The sequence below is a fragment of the Martelella sp. K41-7 genome, from assembly GCF_055808365.1.
This window is the reverse complement of the sequence record NZ_CM147867.1, coordinates 276,098-302,308: the sequence shown is the minus strand read 5'-3', so window position 1 is coordinate 302,308 and position 26,211 is coordinate 276,098. Positions and strand designations below refer to the sequence as shown.

Annotated in this window: 19 protein-coding genes, 1 tRNA gene and 2 pseudogenes; 7 read left to right on the top strand and 15 right to left on the bottom strand. The window is 58.4% G+C overall.

Annotated features, from left to right (window positions below; translation table 11 throughout):
• Positions 1-196 precede the first annotated feature (196 nt).
• From AC0L7L_RS01450 to AC0L7L_RS01405, 10 genes and pseudogenes are all read right to left on the bottom strand, one after another.
• Positions 197-2,026, bottom strand: a complete 1,830-nt coding sequence (locus AC0L7L_RS01450) for a sulfatase-like hydrolase/transferase (RefSeq protein WP_473511396.1) — start codon at positions 2,024-2,026, stop codon at positions 197-199.
• Positions 2,027-2,260: 234 nt separating this feature from the next.
• Positions 2,261-3,403 (bottom strand): lytic murein transglycosylase, encoded by a 1,143-nt coding sequence (locus AC0L7L_RS01445; RefSeq protein ID WP_473511394.1) that lies wholly within the window; start codon positions 3,401-3,403, stop codon positions 2,261-2,263.
• A 319-nt stretch (positions 3,404-3,722) separates the two neighbouring features.
• Entirely contained in the window at positions 3,723-3,899 is a 177-nt protein-coding gene (locus tag AC0L7L_RS01440; protein WP_473511392.1) for a serine hydrolase, read from the bottom strand.
• A 107-nt stretch (positions 3,900-4,006) separates the two neighbouring features.
• Positions 4,007-4,717 (bottom strand): ShlB/FhaC/HecB family hemolysin secretion/activation protein, encoded by a 711-nt coding sequence (locus AC0L7L_RS01435; RefSeq protein WP_473511390.1) that lies wholly within the window; start codon positions 4,715-4,717, stop codon positions 4,007-4,009.
• Positions 4,671-5,816 carry a POTRA domain-containing protein gene (locus AC0L7L_RS01430; protein WP_473511388.1) on the bottom strand — a complete coding sequence of 382 codons (1,146 nt, stop codon included), beginning with the start codon at positions 5,814-5,816 and terminating at the stop codon, positions 4,671-4,673. The genes AC0L7L_RS01435 and AC0L7L_RS01430 overlap by 47 nt, the downstream gene beginning before the upstream one ends.
• 135 nt (positions 5,817-5,951) lie before the next feature.
• A complete protein-coding gene (locus AC0L7L_RS01425; protein ID WP_473511385.1) occupies positions 5,952-6,665 on the bottom strand; it encodes a helix-turn-helix transcriptional regulator in 714 nt (237 codons plus the stop codon).
• A 623-nt stretch (positions 6,666-7,288) separates the two neighbouring features.
• Positions 7,289-8,704, bottom strand: coding sequence for a serine hydrolase domain-containing protein (locus AC0L7L_RS01420; protein WP_473511383.1), 1,416 nt, complete (start codon positions 8,702-8,704; stop codon positions 7,289-7,291).
• A 14-nt stretch (positions 8,705-8,718) separates the two neighbouring features.
• Positions 8,719-13,155, bottom strand: a complete 4,437-nt coding sequence (locus AC0L7L_RS01415; protein WP_473511381.1) for an autotransporter domain-containing protein — start codon at positions 13,153-13,155, stop codon at positions 8,719-8,721.
• 543 nt (positions 13,156-13,698) lie between these two features.
• Positions 13,699-13,775 (bottom strand) — tRNA-Arg (locus tag AC0L7L_RS01410).
• 63 nt (positions 13,776-13,838) lie between these two features.
• A pseudogene (locus AC0L7L_RS01405) lies at positions 13,839-15,012 on the bottom strand (M20 aminoacylase family protein).
• 146 nt (positions 15,013-15,158) lie between these two features.
• Here AC0L7L_RS01405 and AC0L7L_RS01400 point away from each other — a divergent pair.
• Both AC0L7L_RS01400 and AC0L7L_RS01395 read left to right on the top strand, forming a co-directional pair.
• Positions 15,159-16,280: a D-alanyl-D-alanine carboxypeptidase family protein gene (locus AC0L7L_RS01400; protein ID WP_473513727.1), complete on the top strand. Its 1,122-nt coding sequence runs from the start codon at positions 15,159-15,161 to the stop codon at positions 16,278-16,280.
• 8 nt (positions 16,281-16,288) lie between these two features.
• Positions 16,289-17,381 (top strand): annotated as a pseudogene (locus AC0L7L_RS01395) (CobW family GTP-binding protein).
• Between the two features lie 6 nt (positions 17,382-17,387).
• On the opposite strand, the gene AC0L7L_RS01390 reads toward AC0L7L_RS01395, so the two are convergent.
• The 4 genes from AC0L7L_RS01390 to xerD form a co-directional block, all read right to left on the bottom strand.
• Positions 17,388-17,630 (bottom strand): sulfurtransferase TusA family protein, encoded by a 243-nt coding sequence (locus AC0L7L_RS01390; protein WP_473513725.1) that lies wholly within the window; start codon positions 17,628-17,630, stop codon positions 17,388-17,390.
• Positions 17,624-18,817: a L,D-transpeptidase family protein gene (locus tag AC0L7L_RS01385; protein ID WP_473511378.1), complete on the bottom strand. Its 1,194-nt coding sequence runs from the start codon at positions 18,815-18,817 to the stop codon at positions 17,624-17,626. Before AC0L7L_RS01385 ends, AC0L7L_RS01390 begins: the two co-directional genes overlap by 7 nt.
• A 158-nt stretch (positions 18,818-18,975) precedes the next feature.
• Positions 18,976-19,929, bottom strand: a complete 954-nt coding sequence (locus AC0L7L_RS01380; protein ID WP_473511375.1) for an acetyl-CoA carboxylase carboxyltransferase subunit alpha — start codon at positions 19,927-19,929, stop codon at positions 18,976-18,978.
• Positions 19,930-20,004: 75 nt separating this feature from the next.
• Complete coding sequence (gene xerD, locus AC0L7L_RS01375; RefSeq protein WP_473511372.1) at positions 20,005-20,955, bottom strand: site-specific tyrosine recombinase XerD; 951 nt, start codon at positions 20,953-20,955, stop codon at positions 20,005-20,007.
• Between the two features lie 94 nt (positions 20,956-21,049).
• Here xerD and AC0L7L_RS01370 point away from each other — a divergent pair, with 94 nt between their 5' ends.
• Genes AC0L7L_RS01370 through AC0L7L_RS01360 form a run of 3 tightly spaced genes read left to right on the top strand, consistent with a single transcriptional unit; the run spans position 21,050 to position 24,076 of the window.
• A complete protein-coding gene (locus tag AC0L7L_RS01370; protein ID WP_272209855.1) occupies positions 21,050-21,643 on the top strand; it encodes a shikimate kinase in 594 nt (197 codons plus the stop codon).
• The gene (gene aroB, locus AC0L7L_RS01365; protein ID WP_473511369.1) at positions 21,633-22,763 is read left to right on the top strand and encodes a 3-dehydroquinate synthase; all 1,131 of its coding nucleotides are present in this window, start codon (positions 21,633-21,635) and stop codon (positions 22,761-22,763) included. The genes AC0L7L_RS01370 and aroB overlap by 11 nt, the downstream gene beginning before the upstream one ends.
• Before the next feature lie 38 nt (positions 22,764-22,801).
• Positions 22,802-24,076, top strand: a complete 1,275-nt coding sequence (locus tag AC0L7L_RS01360) for an HlyC/CorC family transporter (RefSeq protein WP_473513723.1) — start codon at positions 22,802-22,804, stop codon at positions 24,074-24,076.
• A gap of 23 nt (positions 24,077-24,099) precedes the next feature.
• Here AC0L7L_RS01360 and AC0L7L_RS01355 read toward each other — a convergent pair whose 3' ends face one another.
• Entirely contained in the window at positions 24,100-24,381 is a 282-nt protein-coding gene (locus AC0L7L_RS01355; protein WP_473513721.1) for a BolA family protein, read from the bottom strand.
• A 118-nt stretch (positions 24,382-24,499) separates the two neighbouring features.
• Between AC0L7L_RS01355 and AC0L7L_RS01350 the strand changes: the two genes are divergently transcribed.
• On the top strand, positions 24,500-25,138 hold the full coding sequence (locus AC0L7L_RS01350) for a J domain-containing protein (RefSeq protein ID WP_473511367.1): 639 nt from the start codon (positions 24,500-24,502) through the stop codon (positions 25,136-25,138).
• A gap of 74 nt (positions 25,139-25,212) precedes the next feature.
• On the top strand, positions 25,213-26,202 hold the full coding sequence (gene cobS, locus AC0L7L_RS01345; protein ID WP_272209849.1) for a cobaltochelatase subunit CobS: 990 nt from the start codon (positions 25,213-25,215) through the stop codon (positions 26,200-26,202).
• Positions 26,203-26,211 lie beyond the last annotated feature (9 nt).

Sequence of the window (26,211 nt, the reverse complement as noted above, 5' to 3'; positions counted from 1 at the left end):
TTTTTGATAGACGACCGCGGTCCGGGAACGGATGCGGCCGCCGCTTCGCCGGCAGGACGGCCTTCATTCCAACACGGTTGAACGCTTGGTGGCCCGTTCGAGCGCTGTCCAAGCTCAAACTTGTTCGTCATTGCCGGATAAAGATGTGGCCGGAGCGCAAGTGTCCCGGCCACACCTCATTTCATATACAAACAGATCAGTTCGGTCGTCCGACGCCGTTCTCCTCGAGCATCTTGCCAACACCCTCGCGGATCTGGGGAGCCAGATTGTAGAGCGCGGGATTATTGCCGACGAAACCGATCTTGAACTGCGGCGGATATTTCATCAGTTCCGCCATATAGTCACCGGTCGCCCCGATCACCGGCACGGTCGCAGGAATGTGACGAATACCAATATTGACGTCTTCCCGCGGGCTTTCATACAGGTTGAACAGAATGGCACCGCCGGTATCGTGGAACAGGCTTCCCGAGAAACCACCCCAATCGCCCTTCTGGACAATCGAGTTTTCGATCTCACCGGTAAACATGTATTTGAACTCGTCGATACGCATCGCCCCGAAATACTGGTTGATCGTATAGGGACGGCTGCGCCGGTTGGATTCGCCGTCATCCGCCAGCAGGAAAGAAGCCTGATCAACGCCGTCGATATAGGTCGTGTCTTCGAAAAGCTTGCCAATGTCTGCGCCCTTTACGCCGGTCATCGACATGACAGTAGGCAGAATATCGGCAAAGTCGAACAGTCCGTCCGAACGCCGCGGCGGGATCATGCCCTTCCAATAGGCAAAGGTGGGTACGCGCACGCCACCTTCCCAGTTCGTGCCCTTGCAACCGCGGAACGGGGTGCGGCCATGCGGCGGAATTTCGCATTCGGGGCCATTATCGGAGGTCAGCAGGATCAACGTGTTCTCAAGCTCGCCGGTCTCTTCCAGCTTGTCGACCAAAGCGCCGAAAATATCATCCATTTCGACCAGGCAATCACTGTAGACGGTATGGGCAGCCGACTTGCCAGCATAGTCGTCACTCGGATAGTTGTCGAAATGGCAGCCGCGCGTGGCGTGATACAGGAAGAAGGGCTTGTCGCTGTCTTTCTGCTTTTCGAGGAAATCGACGCTCACATCTTTCCAGTGCTGATCGAGATCCTTGATATAGTCGAGATCAATGACTTTTCCGGCCTCGCATTTTTCCGTGTCGGCGGACGAGCAATGCACTTCCGTATGGCTGAATGCATCCTTCTCCATCATCTCGAAGCGAGCTGGCGAGAGCGCTATTTCCGGGTTGAAGTAAATGTCACGCCATTCGGTGTACATATCCGAAACACCGAGGAAACCGACATAATCGTCATACCCGACATTCTGCGGCAGCGACCCCTTGTTCTCGCCCATATGCCACTTACCGACACCCTGGGTTACATAGCCCTTTTCCTGCAACAGCTTCGGCAAGGTCAAAGCGCCGTCAAGGCCCCCCGGCTCGCCATACATCGGCGGACGAAGAATGCCATGGTGAAGCGGGTTCTGCCCCGTATGGATGGTTGCCCGGCTCGGCGAGCAGGACGGCGTGGAATAGGCCGACGTCAGCAGAAGACCTTCTTGCGCCAGATCGTCCATGTTCGGCGTCGCATTGCCGATCGCGACACCGCCACCATTAAAGCCCGGATCCCACCAGCCAACATCATCCAAAAGAAAGACCAGTACATTCGGCTTCTTGCCAGACCTGGCCTCCAGGGCTGCAAGCTTGGCCGCGGCGGCCTTGTCCTGATCCGGGCGCTGCAAGGCCGGATACATGTTGGCTGCCGGCTTCACGTCCTTCATATGCAGGGAAAAACCCGGATAGTCGTACCCCTTGGCCGACGTCGGGCCCGTCGTCGAACCGCGCGGGTTGGTAGCTGTGTCATCAGCGGCCTGAGCAGCAAACGGCAATGCCACGGTAAGGGCAACCGCCGCCATCAATGGACCGGCGAGCCTTCGGGCAATGGAGCCCGAACGCTTGGCCGGATTCTGGCCGGCGCTACATTCAGATGAGTGGAGCATATCGCTTTCCCTTTGATCAGAATAAACTTTTTGCGTGAATATTGAAAAAGCTCAACTGCTGATCAATTACATGTACATCCAAAAAATGCAACTAAAAATCGTTTTCCATTGGAAAGCAAAAAGGACCTCACGTTCGAATCGCTGCCGGAGAGACTGCATCGGCCGCTTGGCAGGCGCATCGCTGGAACTCGAAACCGGAATGGGCCGCGGCGGACACTGTTGCGTTGATATCGGCTACTGGCCGAGCCTCGTCAGCAAGGCCACAGACGGTTCCCCTGTGACGTTGAGCGCATTTTGCTGCTGATAGGCGATGATCGCCGCGCGTGTCTCGTCACCAAAGACGCCGTCTGCAGCACCTGCGTCGTAGCCTGCCGCCGTTAGCAGCTTTTGCAGTTGCTTGCGTTGATCAGCTGTAAAGCCATATCGGTCTGGCGGAAAACGACCGGAAATCGGCCCGGCCCCGGCAATCCGGTCGGCCAGATAGCCGACCCCGAGCGCATAGCTGTTGGCATTGTTGTATCGCTTGATAGCATTGAAGTTCGGCCCGACTACAAAAACCGGACCACCAGCCTGCGGCTGGATCCGTGTTACGCCAGCGACCGCGCCCGGCGAACCTTCCTCCCCTCCCCATGATTGCCCTTTCCGCCAGCCGGAGCGCGCCAGATAAGCCGCGGTGCTGGCCAGGGAATCGGTCGGATCATCACTCCAGATATCGCGCCGCCCGTCACCGTTGAAGTCCACCGCATAGGCCAGGTAGGATGTCGGGATGAACTGTGTATGGCCCATCGCACCGGCCCAACTGCCGGTCATCTGCTCCGCGCTGATGTCGCCGTTCTGGAGTATCCGGAGCGCAGCCAGAAGCTGACTTTCGAAAAAGGCGCCACGGCGCCCGTCATAGGCAAGCGTTGTCAACGCAGAAACGGCGGGCACGTTGCCGCGCCGCTCACCATACATGCTCTCAAGACCCCATATCGCGACCACGACATTTCCGTCGACACCGTAGGTCGCCTCAATCTGCTCCAGGAGGCCGCGGTACCGGGCATAGTTGGCGCGCCCCTTGGCAACCCGTTCATCGGAAGCGGCAATAGCCAGATAGTCTTCAAGCGTCCGGCTGAACTCAGTTTGATTGCGGTCCTTCGCAATCACTTCCGGCGTATACCCTGCGCGGGAAAAAGCCGCCGCCAGCGTGGCGTCAGAAATGCCTTTGGCCCTTGCGCGCCCCTTGAAACCGGCCACCCATGAATCCCAACCGGAGTTCGGCACGCTCCGCAAAGCCGGATCGGAAGCAGCGGAAAAACCGCCACCCAGATTACTCGAGCAGGCCGAAAGCAAAGCCGCACCGGCTCCGAAACAAAATGCACGTCGTGTCACTCGCATTATGTTGATCCAAATCCCGACATGTTCAATCACAACCCTAGACCAGCTCTAGCTTTCATTGAAGAGCCCGACATCTTAAAGCCCGATACCGGTATCGGCCCTCAGTACGGCAAGAATCCGTTCCTTAGCTCTACCCGGAAATATTGAGGAACAGGTAAAGACGCATGCTTCGGCAGATTACGAAGCGGAACAGCAAAGCTCGGAGGTCACAGACAAAGCCGCCCAAATCAGACCGGAAAAGCCCGTTGCAACCGGGCCGCCATTCCGTTCGAACTCACTAGCACTGCAACTCATGATGTCGTTATTGTAGGACTTTATTTCACTGCATCCGGCTGTCCCACGAGACCGCGTTTCGACTGACCGGCTTGGCAACAGCCGTTATGCCGGCTGATTTAGACAGCGAGGCCAGTTGAAACACTGTATCAGGCAGAACGGGCTGATCACCATCGTTACCACGTGTGCCAAACCCCTTTGGCAAAAAGGTTTTCGCCACCATGGACAACGGTGACTGCAATGCCCGGCACGCCGCTGTGGGCCTTTATGTCTCGACGATGACATCAAGCGCGGCCAGCATCGGAAGGCCTGCTGTGTGGGATGGCGGCGCTAAAGCTGTAGTCCGAGCCTGAAGAACACTCTGAGGCCTTCATCCTCGCCACTGTCAGGGCTGTACCAAGGGACGGCTGCAATAATCTGAAAGTTCATTTTCTCGGCGAACATGCCGCTAACGCCAATACCGACGGACCCCAGCGCATCGCGCGTAAAATCAGCGCCTGCCTGTTCGTTCCAGACCGCGCCATAATCAGCAAAAGTCGTCCATGTCAGCCCTGGAAGCGCTGACCAGCCGGTTTCAAAATCGTGGCTGATTTCAAGCGCCGCAGCGGCTCCGCTGGCGCCGGAAAGAGTGCCGCCGTCAAACGCCCAGCCATAGGGATCACCGCCCAGCGAAAACTGAGCGGCGGCTGGCAACGGTGTGGCGGAATACTGTCCGGCACTGCGCAGACGAATGGCCGTGTCGACAGCCAGCTCATGCGAAACATCAAAGTTCACTCGTGCATAGCGATAGTCCTCAGGCACGTCCGGCAGTACAGTCTCTTGCCCGAGCCCCTGTCCGAGTTCCGCACCGGTGGAAAATGCCGTCAGCCCGCTTTGACGATCATAGGCCAGTGAAAGTGCAGCCCAACGTGTCTGTTCACGGGACGCACGCGTTCCCATGACGTCGACGCGATCATTGCGTAAATTGACCTCAACCCCTCCATAGAGACTCTGGTCAATCGTCCGGATGAACGGGTAGTTGAGCCGACCGGTTCCGATCACGGATCTCGATATAAACGTCGTCAGATTTCAGGTCGCCGCCCGGCTTCATGGTTATCCAGGAAAGGTCGTATCCGGCGGACAACCCGTTAAAGCCGATCGGAATGTCTTGCGAAGCCTGCAGGAAGACCAGTTCCTGCGGCGCATTTGGAACCGTGACGGCCACAAGGCTGGCCGTATCGAACAGGCCAAACATGTCGTTGACGGTCACATTGCCAGAGAGTTCAAGTGGCCCGGCCGTATCGGAACCCAGATTATCAAGACCCACTGACGCCGATTGACGATCAAAGCCGATATTGAGCCGCAATGTTCCGCCGCCCTTCGGTGTCTCCGGGCGCACAAGAACCCCTTCAACATCAAAACCACCGAGATCACTCATCAACAGCAGGATGCGCTCGGCCTCCTTAATGCGGATAGGTCGCATGGCGGTGATCCGGTCTATATAGGGCGAAAGCCGCTCGCGGATACCCGGAAGCGAACTGGTAATCTCCACCGTCTCGACATAGCCTTCATAGACATGCAAGGTGATTTTTCCGGATGAAAAATCCTGCACCGGCACAATCGTCATCGCCAGATAGCCAGCACGCAGATAGGCAGCATCGACAGCCGCAGCGATCTGATAAAGATCGGCAAGACTGATGGTTTCTCCGATCCGGCTCTGCCATATGCCGGAAAATGCGTCGTCTTCAAGCGTGCGCGCGCCCTCAACTGTCACCGAGCCAAGTTTGAAGCGTATCGCGGCTGCCGCCTCTTCGGGAATACGCTGACGCTGATCCTCAACCGTTATGTCGAGGGTCCCGGGCTGCGGGCGTGGTGTAAACCGCTCAAGAATAGTGGTCTGCCCCGCAACCGTCTGCTCGATCCTCTCGACGGTCTGCGCCGATGCTTGAGAGCCGACTGTGGTCGCCAGAAGGGCTCCGGCGGCAAACAGACCAAACTCGAGAAATCCCCACCAGGAGGTATCCGGGCGCGCAGGTGGACCGCTGGGGCGCGGCGCTTCGGCCGGGCTTACATCCTTGTTTTCTGGTCGGTCGAAGGCCAACAACGCCGAAATTGATGCCCGCCAGAAGCTGGACTTCTCAGGCAAGGTCTTTTGGCGCATGGTTTCCTCCTATCGATCAGCCATTCCGGAACTTTGCTTCAATTCAGCGCCCTGGCAGCAGGGCGCTGCAACCTTAGCAAAGCTCAGTTCCGCAAACGCTTATTGCTTAGACTATATACGTTTGAAATCCCCTATTCAGGGGGGCTGCTGCCCCAACCAAAGCGCCATCAGCGCCGAACGACTTGAAACGCCGTATTTGCGGTAAATTCGCTTGACATGATCATGGGTCGTATGGGGGCTTTGGCCGTAATTTTCGGCAATTCTGCGTTCAGACAGCCCCTGCAAAAGCCCCAGCAGCACGTGGGCTTCCGTCGGCGTCAGCGGTTCGGATGCCACCCCGATCCCCTCCGACAGCATTTGCAGGCGATAAAACCAGCGTATTCCACGCAACGCATGGCGGACGACTTGACGATCGCGCTCGGAAAACGGCGATTGCGAGAGCGCGCGGTGAAAGCCAATCTGGATTTCTGCATCAGCATTGATGGGAATCCCTACCCAGATCGAATCCAGTCGGTCAATTCCGTGATAATAGATCTTGTAGGCATCGCCCTCGAACCATTCTGGCGGCGCCAGCTCATGGAGCATAAAAACCCGGAATTCCCCGGCCAGCTCGGCATTGCGAACGGTCGTGATGTCAGGCGTCCCCTGATCCATCAGAGCGAACGCTTCCTGAATGATTCTGGCTGTTTCGTCATCGGGATAAAGCGCAGATATGCTGCGCGGCCGCCAGCCGAAAAGAGGGTCACTGTGCATGTTATCGACAAGCCTCACGGCGCCGATCCAGTCGGCCTGGCGCGCATCGATCATTTTACAAACGGCCAAGAGAAGGTGCATGCGCGCGTCCGGCATGCGAGAGGCCTCAAACTCGGCCAGCTCATCCCAGAGCGCGTAAATCCGCTCGAAATCGATTGGCTCATTCAACATAGGCTGGATTGACGTATAAACACGGTGGGCCGAATCTCGCTCAGACGGCCATGCTATTATTATCCCAAAGCAAAGTAAAACACCCACAGGTAGTAGTAAGGGTCACCTCGAAGGTTGCCACCACGGAACCGTGCAATACTCGAAAATGCTGTGAAAGATCCGTGTGCTTGTTTCGGCGCAGATCGAGAAGGGTATCGCCAGCAGGACAAGACGGTATCCTGCCGGATGAAATTGGCTCTCACTCATCGAGGAAAAGTTGCTCCGAACCGGGGAAGGCTATGATCTGGTGATCAGGGTCGACCCCGATCCGTATGGAACGCTGGTCGGCAAGCCGTTCCTACGTCGCGCAAGCCTGGGACCGGATGCCCCCGAGAGGCCTCATGAAAATCGAGATCGAACCGGTGCTCGCCCTGGCGGCGTTCCATCCCTGGCACCGGCGCCGGAGTGGCGCGTTTCGGCGTTCCCGAACCACCTGAAAGAGGCATTTCCGAACGGGCCCCGGAAGAACTGGCCTCCTACATCGGAGGGTCATGGGCTTCGGGATCAACTCACGGCAGGACCGTGCCGCCAAGAAGTGGCGCTACGGCATTGAAAATGCGCATGGCCGGAAGGGAGCACGAAATACCTTGCGTATTTGAGGCCAGAACCTCCGCATCGCCGCAATCGCCTGAAGGGATGTCGCTGTTGGTCTGTATGGCCACGGTCGTATCGGTTTGTGTATTGTAATAGATGACCGTGGTGTATCCCGGCAATTCGCCGGTATGCCCGACCCACCCATCGGTGCAACGCAGCGCCAGGCCGTAGTGTTCTGGCCCCTGAAAGGATCTGAGCCGGTCTGCCTGCGATTTTTTGCCGAGAAGGCCCTGACCGGTTCCAAGAGCCCTGCCATAGGTCAGCAGATCCTCGACATCGGAAATGATCTCGCCAGCACTCCACAGCGAATCCGGGTTCCAGTTTGTCGCGTTCAGCGGGGCTTCGGGTGTCGCTGCGTATCCTTGTAGCGTGATCCCCTGGGCATAAGGCGCGGGGATCGCGGTCTGCTGGCCTGGCCAGCTCGTGTTTTTTAGATCGAGCGGCTCGAAGATCATTGTCTTCAGGGCTGTCTCGACCGGTCGCCCGGTGACCTTCTCGATCACGATTCCAAGCAGGATCGTGTTGGTGTTGGAGTAGTCGTATTCAGATCCGGGTTCGAAGAGTGGAGAGTTCTCGACCCCATACGCCACCAGATCCTCTGGTGAAAAAAGCGTGTTCGGGTCTTGAAGGTACAAGTCCACAAATTGCACCGAGGCGGTGTAGCTTGCAACGCCGCTCGTCATGTTTGCCAATTGCCGCAACGTGATTTTGTCGCCGTTCGGAATACCGGCGACATAGGTGTCAATCGTGTCGTCCAGCGAAAGTTGGCCACCTTCCGCGAGTTTCAAGATAACGGTTCCCGTGAAGGTCTTGGTGACCGAGCCAATGCGGGTCTTCATGCCCGCCTCCATCGGTGCGCCAGTCTCAGGGTCAGAGATGCCAAACCCCTTCATCCATGACCCTTCAGGTGTGCGTACGCCCACAATCACGCCAGGCGCGGCAGACTGATGCAGCGCCATGGTCACGGCGTCGTCGAGCTTTGACGCAAGTTCTCCGGAAATATGTTCCGAGCCCGCGATTTTTGCAGGTGACATGGACAGGACGTGGTCGACATCCTGCACACATGCTTCGGCAGCCGCCGCGGCATTCAAGCCGCCTGTTGTCAGCAACAGGAAAATCAGCAGCGGCAGGCTTCTTCGCTTCAGCAGATCGAATGAGACCAATACCGGCAATTCATTTCTCCCTTTGAATATGTCGCAGGCCCGGATGACGGCTGGCACACCTCGTCCCCGACGCTTTCCACGGATACTCCGTTTAGGCCATAAATTCATAAACAAGCCCCGGTAAGCAAAATAGATCATATTGTTCATGCACATGGTCTGGCGGTGCATCCCGATTTCGTGTTTCAGAAGCTAAGGTCGAAGCGCATGCCGAAACTGTGATCTTCCACGCCCTCGGCAAACCGCCCGTCATAGCCAAGCGAAAGGCTGGCATCATGACTGAGGTCGAAAGATACCCCAACCCCAAGCAGCGCTGCATCCCGCGCCGTGGGAACGCCCGCGATCGTGAAATCACTGCCGCCGTCGAAAGCCATCACCGAGGTCCCGTTCAGATCGCCATAGGCATGCTGCCAGCCGGCATGACCGGAAAGGCGTGCCGCGGTGTCGGCGAGCATCACGTCATGACCGGCGCGAACGCCAAGCGTGGTGGACCAGAGGTCCTGTGTTTGCGATGCCGCATGCAGCGCAGCCATGCCACCCGCCTCAGAAAACCCTTGGGTCTTCAGGTTGACATAGGAGGCGCCGGCAAACGGCTCCAGATATCCGGCCTCGTCTCCGAACCGCCAGCCTGTTTCGGCAAAGGCCTGCAGTGTGTGAGCGTCATAGTCAGCGTTCAGTTGTTCGTTCAATCCAACAAAGGAAACGGAACGTTTGGTGGAAACGTCGTGATGGCCGTATGAGCCGCCAAAGCTCAAGCTGAACCGACCTGACTGTGTGCTTCCATATCCGCCGATATAATAGCTGTCAGTATCGGCAGATGCTGTGAATCCCTTCTCATCAATCGACGACCGGATGTAACCTGCGGCAAGACCCAACAGCCAGTCCTGACCAATGCGGGCGTCGCCACCGAACAGGGCTCCACCGCCGGATGTGTCCACGGTGTGTGCATTGCCATCGCCCTGATAGCGCCCAAGTCCACCCATCGCATCGAACCAGATCGAAACCGTGTCGACTGCCAACGGTCCGCCACTCGGCGTTGCATCAAGCACCGCATCTGCGGCAAAGGCGGCATCAATCCGGGAGAGGATAGCCTTTTCGACCTCCCTGGGTTCATCCCTCAAAACGGTATTGGCGGAGGCATGGATTTCGCCGGAAAGCGCATCGAATATTTCCGGCGCCTCATCTTCATAAAGCCCGAGGATCGAGCGATAAAGCGCGCTATCAGGTGACAGGCTTTCCAGCCCTGCCGCGGTTGCCTTCTGGTTTGACGTTCTGGCTTCATCGACGAAATCGACATCATTGCGCTGAAGCGCCAGATAGACGTCTGTGGCATCGTAGCCGAGATAGGAATCGAGAAAGGCAAAATTGTCGCTCACGCTTCCGAAGCCGCCGGTGACGCCGCTTTCGGCAGTCAACACGGTATAAACATTGACCGGATCAAAACCGGCACCGCTGTCCCCGGGTCGCTCCGCCAGAACCACAAGATTTGCGCCCGGATCGATCGCAGCTGTGCCCGCGACCTTCAAAAAGTCGCTGTTGATGCCGGATTGTGTGCCGGCGTCATTGACCTCCACCTGATAGACGGACCCGGCACCAAGGCTCAGATCGCCCGCGACATTCAATGTTCCGATGGAGTTTCCTGGCGCGATAACGCCCGAAATCACCGTGTCTCCGACCGTGCCTGAACCGGCGAGCGTGGCTGCGGAGGCAACATTGATCGCGCCGGTGGTTCCATTGACCACAAGCTTGCCGCCGAACACATCGGTACCGCCGGTATAGCTGTTTTTGCCCGTCAAAATAGTCGTACCGGAATAGACGCCTACATGGCCCGCACCGGTGATATCGGGCGAGAAGGTGTAATCCGTATCTGTATGATTGAAGACGATTGTGCCGCTGCCTGTGCCGAAATCGATCAGCGACGTGTCGACGAAGCCCGCAGCCGATGCCGCATCTCCCGCTCTCGCACCGATGTTCAGCGTTCCCGATGACCCGATATCAAACGTGTTGGTGGCACGCATCGTGCCGCGATCGGCAAGCGTCAGTATGCCAGTACCACGATCACCGACCTTCATCGAACCCGTGGTCCAAAGCGATCCCGCGCCGGTAACCGTCGCAGCCGCCCGCGTAGAAGGAGACCGCCCGAGTGTCGCCGTTGCGCTGGTAACGGAACCGCCGTCTTCGACAACAAGGGTGCTGCCAACGATAGATCCGATCTCAAGAGAGCCGCTGGCACCCGTGGAAAGCTGCGATCCACTTCCGGTAACGGTGACCTTGCCAGTGGGCAGTGCCAGCGATCTGCTGCCGACAGCAATCTTGCCCGATGTTTTAACGACGCCGCCATCGCTGATGACAAGCGCGCCGGAACCACGGCGTCCGATGTTCAGGTCACCGTTCAGCGCCCACGAGGCTGACGGACCGGTAACATCAATCTGAGCATATTCACCGGCGACAGTTCCAATGAAGCCTGCACCACTGGCAAACGCGTTGTTGATTTCGAGCGTGCCGGAGGCAATGCGGACATCGCCGCTATAGGCACTGGAAGCCCCGGTCAGCCGAAGACGACCGGTCCCATCGAGCGCCAGCGTGCCGGAGCCCGTTAGGCTCCCGGCGAAAGCCGTATCGCTATCCTGGCTGATCGTCAGCCCGCCGGTTCCCAGGCCGATCGTGCCGCCAGCCCCAGAAAGCGCCGACATAGTGAGATCATGACCGTTGAGATCGAGCATGCCGCCATTGACCGTATAGGCCGTATTTGCGGCGAATGCGCCGTCTGCGCCAGCCCGCAGGATACCGCCTTCGACCTTGGTACCGCCGGTATAGCTGTTATTGCCCGTCAAAATCGTGGTGCCGGAATAGACGTCCACATGGCCCGCACCGGTGATATCGGGCGCAAAGGTGTAATCCGTATCTGTATGATTGAAGACCACATTGCCATCGCCCGCGCCAAAGGCGAGCGCCTTTGCCTCGAGTATCCCCGCAGCAACTGGCGTCTTTCCGGTTTGCGCGCCGATCACCAGCGTGCCGGTAGCGTTCGTGCCGACGGCGAGAGCCACCGTTCCCGCACCACCGCCAGCAACAAGACGACCACCTTTGGTGAGCACCATGGCAGCGCTGCCTGCGGAGGAACCGCCGATCTCGACAGACCCTGACACGGACAGAACCGACCCGATACCCGAAACCTCGGCCTGGGCCTTGCCGCCATTGCCCATAAGAAGGCTCCGGGCGCTGACGCTGGCCTGATCCGAAATCCACAAATTGCCGCTTCCGCTGCCACCGGCATCGCCGAGTCTCAGCCCGGATGTGACATTCCAGCGCGCTCCTGCACCGGAAATCTCGAAGCCGGCATCGTTGCTGCCAGATGCAGCGATCAAACCGCTATCGCTGGTCATCATCTTGCCGGAAACGACGCTGAGCGTGCCCTCTTCAACGCTGACTTGACCGGAAACGTCAGTGTCGCCGCGCAGAACCAGAGTCCCGAAACCGGCCTTGGTCATTTTGCTCAGACCGGAAATATCGCCGTTGAAACCGGTATAGTCGACCTGATCAATCCTCAGTGCGGCCTCGGAACCAGTGCTGGTCAGCAAGCCGCCCTTACCCCTGAGATCAGAAACCGTCAGGTCATTGCCTGCGAGATCCAGAGTGCCGCCATCGACCCTGTAGCGTGTGTTGTCGGCAAAAGCACTTGCGTTGCCCGCCCGCAATGTGCCGCCATAGACCTCCGTCGAGCCAGTGAAGGCGGAATTGTCGCCGTCCAGGGTCGTGGTGCCGGAATAGGCCTCGATCGTCCCTTTGCCGCTGATATTCGGGGTGAAAGAATAGGCGTTATCTGTATGGTTGAAGACGATTTTGCCATCGCCTGCGCCGAAGACGATTGCGCCGGTCTGAACGATACCCACAGAAGCAGCCGCTTCTCCCGCCGCCGCTCCGACATTGAGCGTGCCGGAGGCGCCGCTGTCTCTGGCGATGAAGACGCGATCGGAGGCAACGACTTTGGCATTCTCGGTCAATGTCACGACACCGCTTCCACCACCGCCAATGACAAGCTCTCCTCCCGTGCTTGTCCATACCGTGCCGGCACCCGAAACGATGGCGGCGCCATCACTGTCCGCAGCGCCGCCGATGACGCCACTGACCGATGTGACCGTGCCGCCGTTTGACAGGTTTACCATGCCGACGCCTTCATCACCGACGGTCAATGTACCGCTGAGTATGGTTCCTGAACCGGATCCGACGAGATATAACTTCCCCAGCCCATCACTCTTCGCGCCAAGAACCATGTCTTTACCGCTCACCTGGCCTCCGTCCATGATGTTGAGCTTTCCCTCACCAGAGCTCCCGACCCGCATCAGGTCGAAGCCAAACCAGCGCGATCCTGCACCGGTTATTGTTGTCGTGCTGGTGAACTTGGAACCGATATTGCTGATGGGAGCGGTTACCGTCCCTCCTCTCGACACGGTCAGCCCACTAGCTTTGTTTACCCCGACCGAAACAAAGTTAGATTCTGAGATGGCGGTGCCATATGGGCCGCCGTCGACACCATCAACGGTGGCAGTGCCATCGATGTAGAGGCCGGCAAGCGCCGGTCCCGCCAGAGTGGTGAGCGCCGTCGAAGCTACCAATGCCAATTTGGGCGTTCCACGCAGAACACGCTTGGTTATCCCTGTTACGATCATGGGGGAAAACAGCGACCTGCAAACTAATATGGCGGCGTTTTGGCCTCGACGCATGGTTCTTCCTTTTGAAATTCAGCAATGGAACCAGTCTTTCGAGTGGCATTTGGCAATCGGACAATTGTGCTGCTTCGCTTACGAAATGAAGGTCCAGCAGCGCTTATTGCCCAGCAATGCATTGATTGGAATCCCCTGATCAGGGGGCTTGCTCATCGGGAGGGCCATAAATGCTATACCGTCAGGCATCTGGCCCCGTCGCTGTTTGCTGCGACCAAGCTGTGTCATATGGTCGGCGCTGAAAAGGCGACCCGTCGTGCCGGATTTAGTGACACGCAAAGATTCCCGTCCAGAAACTGCTCCATTTCTGTCCAGAAGGCCGCGCCACACCAGCTCGGCAGCAACGAGGCGCGAAACCGCTCCGCGTGCTTGCCAGGAAAACAACAATTGAAGCGAGACAAATCCGCCACAATTTAAATTATCGAAGCTTGTTGCAAAAAATGGTGATCCCGACGCGATTCGAACGCGTGACCCTCAGATTAGGAATCTGATGCTCTATCCTGCTGAGCTACGGGACCACTACTCGCCTCTCAATACAAAAGCGAGGGCTTGATGAAAAGCCCTGAATTGCGTGAAAGGTGTTACAATGCGCATTCTGCAAGCCGCGCTTCGGCAAGCCGGACCCAATAGGATATGCCGTAGGGCAGAGCCGCGTCGTCGAAATCATACTCTTCGTTGTGGAGCCCAGCGGTATCACCGTTACCCATGAGGATAAACGCGCCCGGACGCGATTCGAGCATATAAGAGAAGTCTTCCGCAGCCGTCCATGGCGCGATTTCCGTTTCGACCGCCCCTTCCCCCGCAACGCTGGTCGCTGCGGCTATGGCATGACGCGTTTCTTGCGGATGATTGACGGTCGGCGGATAGTTGCGGACATAGCTGACCTCTGCAACGCCGCCTTGGGAAAGCGCCGTCATTTCGGCGATCGCCTTGATCCGCCGCTCGGCCATATCCCGGTTTTCGGGCGTAAAGGAGCGGACTGTTCCGCCAAGTTCGGCCTCCCCGGGAATGATGTTGTGGGCAAAGCCCGCGTGAAACTCCGTGATCGAGACCACGAGAGCGCCCACCGGATCGGCATTACGCGAAACAATGGTCTGGACCGCATTGACGATCTGGCTGCCGATCACGATAGGATCAACCGATTTCTGCGGCTGGGCCGCATGGCCACCGTCGCCTTTTATGACAATCCTGAACTCATCCGTGGCCGCCATGATCGGGCCCGAGCGGATCGCAAATTCTCCGACGGGCATGCCTGGAAAATTGTGCATGCCATAGACTTCCGAAATCGAGAAGCGCTCCATCAGACCATCCTCGATCATGGCCTTGCCGCCGCCGCCGCCTTCTTCCGCAGGCTGAAAAATCAATGCCACGCTGCCGGCAAAATTACGGGTTTCGGCCAGAAGGCTGGATGCACCCAGCAGCATCGCCATATGGCCGTCATGGCCACAGGCGTGCATCTTTCCTGCATTTTTCGAGGACCACTCCTTGCCGCTGCGCTCGGAGATCGGCAAAGCATCCATGTCGGCGCGAAGCCCGATCGTCCGGCTTCCCGCGCGGTTGCCGCGGATCACGCCGACAACACCGGTCCCCCCAATGCCTTCGACAACCTCATCGACACCGAAAGACCGCAATTTATCGGCAATGAAGGCCGCCGTCTCATCTACGTCGTAGAGAAGTTCCGGATTCTGGTGGAGCAACCGCCGCCATTTCGTGGCTCTCGTCCTGGATTTTTGCGGCACTGTTCAACACCGGCATTAAGCATACCCCTGCATTTTTTTTAAATTCATTGTAAAAGACGCTAAAACATGTGGGATCACATATATCCGCAAACAAGGATTTTGCCCTTCAAGGCGTATATCGATAACAAGCATCGGGCAAGTGGAGACAGCTTCGTGTTGCAAATGGCACCGACAAGACCCGCGCACGGACGTCTGAGCGCCCTGATCGTAGTATGGCTGATAGCGACCGCAGCTTTCGTGTGCGGTGCTGCGGGATTGGCGCGCGCCAATCCCTATATTGTCGTCGATGTAAACACCCAGCGCGTAATCTCGGCCGACGAGCCGTTCAAGCGCTGGTACCCGGCCTCGCTCGCAAAGCTGATGACTGCCTATCTGGTGTTTGAGGACATGCAGGCCGGCCGTCTCGACCCGCAGGCGCCGATCACCTTCTCGGCAAGCGCCGCCAACGAGCCGGCATCGAAGATGTACTTCGCCCCCGGCACAAGGGTGACCGTCGACAGCGCGCTCAAGATGATGCTGGTGCATTCGGCAAATGATGCCGCACGCGCGGTCGCCGAACATGCCATTGGCGGCCGTCAGGCCTTCGTCAACCGGATGAACGACACGGCCGGAAGGCTCGGCATGACGGATACGCATTTCGTCAATGCCAACGGCATGGATGCGATGAACGACCCGCAGCCTGGCCAGTATACAACCGTGCGCGACATGGCCGTTCTGGCCATTGCAATCGAGAAGAGTTTCCCCGAATACCTCTACTATTTCACCATTCCGGGGATTGCGACCGACAGCGGAAAATACCGCAACACCAATCTTCTGATCGGCAACTTTGATGGCGCTATGGGCATGAAGACCGGCTTCGTCTGCTCGTCAGGGTATAATCAGGTCTCGTTCGCCAAGAGAAATGGCCGTGAGGTTGTCGCCGTTGCCTTTGGCGCGCCAAGCGCTCCCGCACGCGCCGAAAAGGCCGCCGAATTGCTTGAGGCGGGGCTGAAGGCAAGCGGCGGCAGTGGCCCGAAACTTGACGACTATCTTCCGCCGCCAGCTCCAGACAGACCGGTCGCCGATGTCACCAGCCAAATCTGCAGCGCGGAGGCGGCGGCAAACCGCGTGATACTGCGCGATGCCGACGGCAATCTGATGTTTTCTTCACCCTATCTGAGGCCACTCAGGAAGGACTATCCGACGGTCGATGCCTATCGTCTTCCCAATGATACGGAAATGGCGGCAAACACGCTGGAAAAACTGACCTCGGTACCCCTGCCCTATGCCCGTCCTGCCCAGTAGAATTGCTCATGTATAATCCGCCCGCACCTATTCCCGTATCGATCATCACCGGCTTTCTCGGCGCTGGCAAGTCGACACTCCTCAACCGTCTGTTGAAAGACCCGGCGCTCGGCGATGCGGCTGTCATCATCAATGAGTTCGGCGCGGTCGGCATCGACCACCTGCTGGTCCAGAGCTCCGGCGATCTCGATCATCGAACTGTCCAACGGGTGCCTGTGCTGCACCGTGCGCGGCGAACTGATCGACACCCTTGCCGACCTGCTCGACCGGATCCAGACCGAAAAGGTGAAGCCGGTCAGCCGCGTGATCATCGAAACCACCGGCCTCGCGGACCCGGTTCCGGTGCTGCTGGCGATCATGGCCCATCCGGCCATTGCGATGTCCTTCCGCATTGATGGTGTAGTCACCCTCATCGATGCGCTGACCGGCGCGGACACGCTTGCCCGCCACGACGAAGCCGTACGCCAGGCCGCCGTTGCCGACAGACTGGTGATCACCAAAACCGATCTGGCGAAACCGGAAAACCGCGATACCCTCGTCAGAAGTCTCGCGCAACTGAACCCGATGGCCGAGATCGTCGATATCGCCGATCCGGCTGCGGAAAAGCCGGCATTGCTGGCGACCGGCCTTTTCGATGCAGCGCGCAAAGCCTCTTCCGTCGGCGAATGGCTTTCGGAAGGCAACAAGGACGCTGGCCATCACCACCACCATGACGTCAACCGCCACGATGAACATATCCGCGCCTTCGTCCTCACTGCCGAAAAAGTGCATTCGCCGGGCGCCATTGAGGCATTCCAGCACCGTCTCGCGGCTGAATATGGTGACAGACTGCTGCGGCTGAAGGGCGTTGTTGCTCTCGCTGGCGAAGACCGTCCGCTTGTCGTCCACGGCGTGCGCGACGTGGTCTATCCCCAGAGCCGGCTTGCCATATGGAATGAGGACCAGGCCCCGCAGACCCGGATCGTGGTGATCACGCGCGATCTTGCCGAGCGTACGGTGCGCGAGCTTTTCGAGACCTATCTCGACCGCCCCGGCATCGACCGCCCCGACCGAGCGGCACTGGACGACAACCCGCTTTCGGCCTTCGGCTTCAAAGGTTAGCCGCCCTCAACCACGTTCTATAACAAAACGATGGCCCTCTTCCGTTCTTTCGGTGACAATCAGTCTGTGACCACGTTCGCTGCACAGATGCGGTATATCGATTACTGCAAGCGGATCGCTGGTCGCAACGCCAAGCACGGTTCCAGGCGCCAGTTCCGCAAGGCGTTTTTCGGTCTTGAGCGCCGGTAGTGGGCATTTCAACCCGCGAAGATCGTAGATTTCGAAAGCCCGGTCGTCCGGGCTCACCAGAATTTCCAGAAGGGTTTGTCGTTCTTCTTCGGCTGAGGTTCCGCATAGGCCGCCATCGGGCTTCTTTGCGGGATCGGCACATCCGAAGCGACCGGAAGGTCGGTGGGCACATCGGGAATAGCGGCCGTCTGGGTCACGGTATCGATTTCGACCGGCGTTTCCAGCGGGCCATACTTTGCCAGACGGTATTCTTCGATCGTCATGTACCGCCCGGCCTCGAGCGATGAACCGGTCGGCTGGTAAAGCGGATCGGTCGGATCCTCACGCAGGTCGGCAACGATCGCCTTGCGCTCGGCCTCGCTGGGATCAACCCAGACCTTGTCGTCATGCTTAACCAGCGCCTTGGAGAAGGCGTCCTGATAATCGCTGCGATAGTCCGCAAGCGCCATCATGTATTGCGAGGGAATGTTGGAGGCCATTGCCGGACATGCCTGGTCGGAGGCCAGCGCACCACCTTGGGCCGGATCCTTATTGAAGACATACTCCCCGCCGCAAACGTCAACATCCGGCACCTTGTTGGTAACCTCGAAATAATCATACCCTTCCTTCAGCATCTGCCAGAAGGGATAATTCTCGTTGTAGCGGTGGCGCACCATGTTTTCTGCGGTCATGCGGAACGGATAGGCCTGCAGCATGATCGCCTGCTGGCCGCCGGAAAAGGCGTCCCGCGCGAAAGCAAATATCTCGAGGATCTGCTCGTCAGTCATCGAATAGCAACCACGCGAGGAACAGGCGCCGTGGATCATAAGATCGGACCCGGTCAGCCTGTTCGCACGGTCGTAGCGGTTCGGATACCCGGTATTGATGGCCAGGAAATACTGCGAATAGGGATTGAGAAGGCCCTTGGAGAGCGGATAAAATCCCTCCGGCGCCTGACGGTCGCCTTCCTTCTTCTTCGGGCCGAGCTTGCCGGACCAGGCGCAGATCTCGTAGCTTTCGAGCTCGCCATAGGTGCCGTCGCGCTTCTGCTTCCAGATTTCAAGAATGCCCTCTTCCTTGAAAATCCGGATTGTGATCGGCGCAAGCTTGTCCATGTCCTCCGCGCGCATACGCGCGACCATGGAAGACGGCAGCGAGTAGTTCATCTTCTCCTGCACAGTGGAGAAGTCTGTACTGTCAAAAAAGCTGTTACAGCCCGTCAGCGCCAGTGTGGCGAAAACCATGGGGGCCAGGACATTAAAACGCATGGATAAAACCTGCCGGATTTTGCCTTAAAACGCAACGTCTCGGCCGTCGCGCCATCAAAGATCATAATGCACAGCCAAACTTCAAGAAAGCGTTAACCGTTTCTGATCATCGACGCAAGCAGGCTGTCCCTCACCTTTCCGGCATCACCGGCAAGGTTCTAGAGGTTGCGTCCGATCGCGAGGAATTTCTGGCGACGTTCATTACGGACCTCGTCGGGAGACAGACCGTCGAACTGGGAAAGCCCCTCGGCGATCTGGTCGCCAGAAGCATCGATCACCGTTTCGGCGTTGCGATGCGCGCCGCCCACCGGTTCGGGGATGATCTCATCGACCACACCGAAATCCTTCAGATCACGGGCAGTGATCTTCATGTTGGTCGCCGCTTCCTTGGCACGGGCAGAATCCCGCCACAGGATCGACGCCGCCCCTTCCGGGGAGATGACCGAATAAATCGCATGCTCAAGCATGTAGACCCGGTTGGCAGCGGCAATCGCGATCGCGCCGCCAGACATGCCCTCGCCGATCACAAGCGTCACCATCGGCACGCCGATGCGAAGACACATCTGGGTGGAACGGGCAATCGCCTCAGCCTGTCCGCGTTCCTCGGCACCGACGCCCGGATAGGCACCCTGGGTGTCAACAATCGAGATCACCGGCAGATTGAACCTGTCTGCAAGTTCCATGAGGCGGATTGCCTTGCGGTAGCCTTCGGGGCGCGGCATGCCGAAATTGTGCTTCAGCCGGCTCTTTGTGTCATTGCCCTTTTCCTCACCGATCACGGCGACAGGACGGCCACGGAAACGCCCAAGGCCGGCCTGGATTGCAGCGTCCTCGCCAAAATTGCGATCGCCGGCAATCGTCGTGAAATCGGTAAACAAGCGCTTGGCATAATCGACGAAATGCGGTCTCTGGGGGTGACGGGCGACCTGCGCCTTCTCCCAAGGGGTCAGCTTGGCGTAGATATCGTTCATTGCCTCGCGGACGCGGGTTTCAAGGCGCGCAATCTCCTCGGAGGTATCGATGCTCTCGCCTTCGGAGGCTAGCTTTTTCAGCTCGATAATCTTGGCTTCCAGATCGGAAATCGGCCTTTCGAAATCGAGATAGCTGTACATTGTCGAACTTTCCGTGGGTTAACGAACGTGCCCGGGACCGCCGCCCAAAGGCTTTTTATTACGATTGAGTGCCGCTTATTCCCGTTTTTTCGCATCTTTTGCAAGGGGGTGATGCATTTCGACCAGTTCCCGCAACCGTTCTTCCAGGACATGGGTATAGATTTGCGTGGTTGAAATATCGGCATGACCGAGCATTTCCTGCACCGCACGCAGGTCTGCGCCGTTTTGCAGAAGATGGCTGGCAAAGGCGTGACGCAACACATGTGGCGAGATCGCGGTGGTCTTCAACCCCGCCCGCGCGGCGAGCCCTTTCAGATCGCGGGCAAATACCTGTCGGGGGAGATGTCCGGCCGCAGCCCGTGACGCGAAAAGATGGGGATTATCTTCCCCGCTTTCCGCCGCCCGCGCCTTGCGCAGGACATCAAAGGCCATCAGCGCCTCATGGGCGCGCACAGAAAGCGGCACCGCGCGCTCCTTGTTGCCCTTTCCCCTGATCGTCAGGAAACGCTGTTTGGGTTTGAGAGCGCCGGCGGGCAGCGTCACCAGTTCGGAAACGCGCATGCCGCTGGCATAAAGCGTCTCAAGCAGGGCCGCCATCCTCATGCGCTCGAACTGACCGGAACCCGGCGCGCGCGCCTCAAGCGTCGCGCGTTCCAGAAGCCGGTCGACATCGGCGACCGAAAGCGTCTTCGGCAGGGATTGCGCTTTTTTCGGCGCGTCAATCACACCGGTCGGATCGTCCTCACGCAACCCCTCGCCATAAAGGAACTGATAGAACTGACGAATGGCGGAAAGCCGGCGTGACTGGGAGCTTGCGGCAAACCCGCGTTTGCCGAGCCCTGCAAGATAGGCCGTTATATCCTCGGCACGTGCCCGATCAGCCACAACGCCGCGATCGATGAGAAAATCGCGGAAGTCATCAAGGTCACGCTGATAGGCGGAAAGCGTGTTGTTGGCTGCGCCACGCTCCGCACTGAGCATCTCGATAAAGGCTTCGATATGAGCGCCCGAAAGGTCCAATGCCATTATCCGTGTTGGGGCAAGAGCCCGAATTCTTCATGCTTCGGCTTGACGCCCCTTGAGCATTTGCCGATACGTGGCTGAGAACAATGGGCGCACTATGAACGCAAAGCAAGATACCGGCAAACCGGGGCTGAGGCAAAAGGCGCTTGCCGGACTGGCCGACCGCAACCTGATACTGGTCGGCCTGATGGGCGCCGGCAAGAGCGCGATCGGCAAGCTCGTGGCCAACACGCTCGACCTGCCCTATATCGACACCGACCATGAGATCGAGGCCGCCGCGCGCATGACGATCTCAGATCTGTTCGCGCAATATGGCGAAGCGGAATTCCGCGCACTGGAAACCCGTGTGATCGAGCGCATCCTGACGGAAGGCCCCGCCATCGTCTCGACCGGCGGCGGCGCCTTCGTCAATCCGGTCAACCGCGCGCTGATCGGCCAGTCAGGCCTGTCAATGTGGCTTAAGGCCGACCTCGAAACCCTTTGGGACCGGGTACGCCGCCGTCAGACGCGACCGCTTCTGAAGACAGAAAACCCGAAACAGACGCTGAAAGACCTGATGGACAAGCGCTACCCGATCTACAAGGAGGCCGACATCACCGTGCTGTCGCGCGACGTCCGAAAGGAAACGGTGATGCGCGACGTCTTGAAGGCGCTTGCGGCCCTTGAAGGAGGAAAAACCAGTGAACAGTGAACAGGTCGCCGACAAACGCATTGTCCGCGTCAATCTCGGCGATCGCAGCTATGATATCCTGATCGGCGCCGGCCTGCTGCAAAGCGCGGGCGGGGAGACGCTGGCACGGCTCAACTGCAGCAAGGCGGCAATCATTACCGACACCAGTGTCGCGCCACTCTACCTCGACATGCTGACGGAAAGCCTGCAAACCGACGGCATAGAGACCTTTTCGCTCACACTTGCCGCCGGTGAGAAGACAAAGAGCTTCGAAAATCTTCAGACAGCCGTCGACTTCATCCTCGATGCCCGCATCGAGCGCTCGGACGCGGTGATTGCGCTCGGCGGCGGCGTCATCGGCGACCTGGCTGGCTTTGCCGCTGCGGTGGTGCGCCGGGGTGTGCGCTTCATCCAGGTACCGACTTCGCTTCTGGCACAGGTCGACAGCTCCGTCGGCGGCAAGACCGGGATCAACACCCGGCAGGGGAAAAACCTCGTTGGCGCCTTCCATCAGCCGCATCTGGTGCTGGCCGATACCGATACGCTGAACACACTGAGCGACCGCGAATTTGCCGCCGGTTATGCCGAGATGGTGAAATACGGCCTGATCGACCAACCCGATTTCTTCCACTGGCTGGAGAAAAACCGCAAATCCGTGTTTGCAGGCGGTACAGCCCGGGCCGAGGCGATTGCCCGTTCCTGCGAGGCAAAGGCCGCCGTCGTTGCCGCAGACGAGCGCGAAAACGGTGCCCGTGCGCTGTTGAACCTGGGCCACACATTCGGCCACGCGCTCGAACGGGCGACGGGCTATGACAGTGCCCGGCTTGTCCATGGCGAAGGCGTTGCCATCGGCATGGTACTGGCGCACGAATTCTCAGTGCGCATGAACCTGGCAAGCCCGGACGACGCCAAACGGGTTGCCGCCCATTTGCGGGAGGCGGGATTGCCGACAACAATTGATGATATTGACGGAACCCTGCCGCCACCCGATATATTGATGGATGCAATAGGGCAGGACAAAAAGGTAAAAGGCGGGAAGCTGACTTTCATTCTGACACACGGGATCGGCGAAGCTTTCATCGCCGATGATGTACCGACGTCCGAAGTGCTGGCATTCCTGACGGAAAAACAAACTCAATGACGATGAGCGATATTTCGCATTTCTTCACCGAGTACTGGATGACTTTGGCCGTTATCGTCGGTCTCATCATCATATCAGCATTCTTCTCCGGATCGGAAACGGCACTGACGGCCGTCTCGCGCGCCCGCATGTACACGCTAGAACAGCAGGGCGACAAACGGGCGGGCTTTGTCAATGTGATGATCAACCGACGCGACCGGTTGATCGGCGCGCTTTTGATCGGCAACAATCTGGTCAACATCCTCGCCTCGTCGCTGACGACGACGCTGTTCCTGAACGTTTTCGGCGCCAATGGCGTGGCCTATGCCACGCTGATCATGACCGCCCTGCTGGTGGTCTTCGCCGAGGTTCTGCCGAAGAGCTGGGCGATTTCGGCAACCGACCGTTTCGCCCTTGTGGTCGCTCCGTTGGTCAGAGTCATATTTTTTGTGATCGGCCCGCTCTCAAGTCTCGTCAACATGATCGTACGCGTTCTTCTTGGCATGTTCGGCGTGACGCTGACGAAGGGTGGCGAAATGCTGACCGCGCATGACGAAATCCGCGGCGCCGTGGACCTGCTGCACCGTGAGGGGTCGGTGATCAAGGCCGACCGCGACCGCCTCGGTGGCGTGCTCGACCTTGGCGAGCTCGAAGTCTCCGATGTCATGATCCACCGCACGGCGATGCGCGCCGTCAATGCCGACGATCCGCCGGAGGCGGCGGTGAAGACGGTGCTGGAAAGTCCCTATACCCGGCTTCCCGTCTGGCGCGGCTCGATCGACAACATTATTGGCGTCGTCCACTCCAAGGATCTTTCGCGCGCGCTTTCAGAGCCGCACGCCGCCCCTTCGACGATTGACATCGTCAAGGTGGCGCAAAAACCATGGTTCGTGCCTGACAGCACCAACCTGAAAGATCAGCTCAACGCCTTCCTGCGCCGCAAGGTCCATATCGCCGTCGTCGTCGATGAATATGGCGAAGTGCAGGGTATCGTCACGCTTGAGGATATTCTGGAGGAAATCGTCGGCGATATTTCCGACGAGCACGACCTCGAAATATCCGGCGTGCAACAGGAGGCCGACGGCTCGATCGTCGTGGACGGCACCGTTCCGATCCGCGACCTCAACCGCGCGCTCGACTGGAACCTGCCGGATGAAGAGGCGACCACGATTGCCGGCCTTGTGATCCATGAAAGCCAGACAATCCCCGAAGAACGTCAGTCCTTCACCTTTTACGGCAAGCGTTTCATCGTTATGAAGCGGGAAAAGAACCGGATCACCAAACTCAGAATCCGTCCGCTCGGCGGTGCGGCGGCAGCCACCCCGCCTGCGTGATTTCGTCGCTCAGACCACCGTCTTCACCACCGTGTCTTTTCGCCCGGAGCGGCTGCCTCGATGGCGAGTGCGTGCAATCCGTTCTCGATTTCACCGGCCAGCGCCTCATTGACGGCACGATGACGTGCCACACGGTTCAGCCCTTCGAACTTGCCGGAAACGATCCGAATCCTTAAATGGGTGATCGCGGGGGCATCCGGCTCATGATAGTGACCGGCATGTTGGGCACTTTCGTCCATAAGCACCAGCCGTTCGGGATTGAAAAGGCTTTTCAGCCTGTTTTCGATTTCGGCGGTTGACGTCAATGTCTGCTCCTGTTTTGTGCCTGCTTCGCGCTCTGCGCGATAACGGTTCAGAAAGACAGCAAGAAATCCCGTTGTCAATTCTTGTTGTGGCGGGCTCACAAGGTCATAATCAAGCGCCATGAATCTTGACTCCAAATATTTCGATCGTCTCCGCACCAAGCGCAAACGCCCGGCATCGGCCAAGACCGAGACGGAAGCCGAAGCAGCTGTGTGCCAATGGGACGGCTGTAACAAGCCCGCGAAACACCGTGCTCCCGTCGGCCGTAATGCCGAGGGGAAATTTTTCATGTTCTGCTTCGAGCATGTGAAGACCTACAACAAGGGCTACAATTATTTCGACGGCCTGTCGGATAGCGAAATCGCCCGCTATCAGAAGGAAGCCCTGACCGGCCATCGGCCGACCTGGACTGTCGGCGTCAATGGTGACGCCCGCAAGTCCCCGCTCAAGGGCTCGAAAAAGGCCGGCAATGCCGCGTCATTTTCGCGCATGAAGGATCCGTTCGGCTTTGTCGATGACGGCAAGGAGGGTGGTCCCAAACGCCCCAGACATCAGCGCAAGCTGAAGACGCTGGAAGCCAAAGCCTTCGAAACGCTGGGAATGACCGCAGAAGCAACCCCGGACGACATCAAGAAGCAGTACAAGGCGCTGGTCAAGAAGCACCATCCCGACGCCAATGGCGGCGACCGCGGCTCCGAGGAAACTTTTAGGGCTGTGGTGCAGGCATACCAATTGTTAAAGCAGTCCGGCTTCTGCTAGACCGCTATTGACCCAAAATTAGCAGAGACGTTTGAGCGGCTCTTTAGACTTTCAAAGACCGCGCTGGAGACATGATGAGCAAGATTGAACTGGACTATTCCAACGCACCGGATACGACGGTTTCGGTTCGCGAAACATTTGGTATCGATGTCGACCTGAAGGTTCCCGCCTATTCGGCTGATGACCCCTATGTGCCGGACATCGACCCCGACTACCTGTTCGATCGCGATACCACACTCGCCATTCTCGCAGGCTTTGCGCATAACCGCCGCGTCATGGTCTCCGGTTATCACGGCACCGGCAAGTCGACCCATATCGAGCAGGTTGCCGCCAGACTGAAATGGCCGTGCGTGCGCGTCAATCTCGACAGCCATGTCAGCCGTATCGACCTTGTCGGCAAGGACGCGATCGTGGTGCGCGACGGTATGCAGGTCACCGAGTTCAAGGACGGCATCCTGCCCTGGGCCTACCAGCACAATGTTGCACTGGTCTTCGATGAATACGACGCCGGCCGTCCGGACGTGATGTTCGTGATCCAGCGCGTGCTGGAGTCTTCCGGACGCCTGACCCTTCTCGACCAGAGCCGCGTCATCAGCCCCCATCCGGCTTTCCGCCTGTTTTCGACAGCCAACACGGTCGGCCTCGGTGACACTACCGGCCTCTATCACGGCACCCAGCAGATCAACCAAGCCCAGATGGACCGCTGGTCGCTGGTCACCACCCTCAACTACCTGCCGCATGAGCAGGAAGTCGCAATCATCCTTGCCAAGGTGAAGAGCTTCAACACAACCGAGGGTCGCGAGACCATCTCCAACATGGTGCGTGTTGCCGATCTCACCCGCTCGGCCTTCGTCAATGGCGACCTGTCGACGGTGATGAGCCCGCGAACCGTGATCAACTGGGCGGAAAATGCCGAAATCTTCGGCGATGTCGGCTTTGCCTTCCGGGTCACCTTCCTCAACAAGTGCGACGAGCTTGAGCGCACATTGGTGGCCGAGCAGTATCAGCGCGCCTTTGGCGAGGAGCTGACGGAAAGCGCCGCCAACGTCGTCATCAGCGCCTGAGGATAAACC

Bases quoted from the DNA above. Each gene is read 5' to 3' on its own strand.
- AC0L7L_RS01380 (WP_473511375.1), bottom strand. From the start codon at position 19,929: ATGTACAGCTATCTCGATTTCGAAAGGCCGATTTCCGATCTGGAAGCC.
- AC0L7L_RS01385 (WP_473511378.1), bottom strand. From the start codon at position 18,817: ATGCGTTTTAATGTCCTGGCCCCCATGGTTTTCGCCACACTGGCGCTG.
- AC0L7L_RS01360 (WP_473513723.1), top strand. From the start codon at position 22,802: ATGACTTTGGCCGTTATCGTCGGTCTCATCATCATATCAGCATTCTTC.
- AC0L7L_RS01445 (WP_473511394.1), bottom strand. From the start codon at position 3,403: ATGCGAGTGACACGACGTGCATTTTGTTTCGGAGCCGGTGCGGCTTTG.
- AC0L7L_RS01440 (WP_473511392.1), bottom strand. From the start codon at position 3,899: ATGGTGGCGAAAACCTTTTTGCCAAAGGGGTTTGGCACACGTGGTAAC.
- AC0L7L_RS01430 (WP_473511388.1), bottom strand. From the start codon at position 5,816: ATGCGCCAAAAGACCTTGCCTGAGAAGTCCAGCTTCTGGCGGGCATCA.
- AC0L7L_RS01350 (WP_473511367.1), top strand. From the start codon at position 24,500: ATGAATCTTGACTCCAAATATTTCGATCGTCTCCGCACCAAGCGCAAA.
- cobS (WP_272209849.1), top strand. From the start codon at position 25,213: ATGAGCAAGATTGAACTGGACTATTCCAACGCACCGGATACGACGGTT.
- AC0L7L_RS01400 (WP_473513727.1), top strand. From the start codon at position 15,159: ATGGCACCGACAAGACCCGCGCACGGACGTCTGAGCGCCCTGATCGTA.
- AC0L7L_RS01420 (WP_473511383.1), bottom strand. From the start codon at position 8,704: ATGCACCGCCAGACCATGTGCATGAACAATATGATCTATTTTGCTTAC.
- AC0L7L_RS01425 (WP_473511385.1), bottom strand. From the start codon at position 6,665: ATGCCGGACGCGCGCATGCACCTTCTCTTGGCCGTTTGTAAAATGATC.
- xerD (WP_473511372.1), bottom strand. From the start codon at position 20,955: ATGGCATTGGACCTTTCGGGCGCTCATATCGAAGCCTTTATCGAGATG.
- AC0L7L_RS01450 (WP_473511396.1), bottom strand. From the start codon at position 2,026: ATGCTCCACTCATCTGAATGTAGCGCCGGCCAGAATCCGGCCAAGCGT.
- AC0L7L_RS01370 (WP_272209855.1), top strand. From the start codon at position 21,050: ATGAACGCAAAGCAAGATACCGGCAAACCGGGGCTGAGGCAAAAGGCG.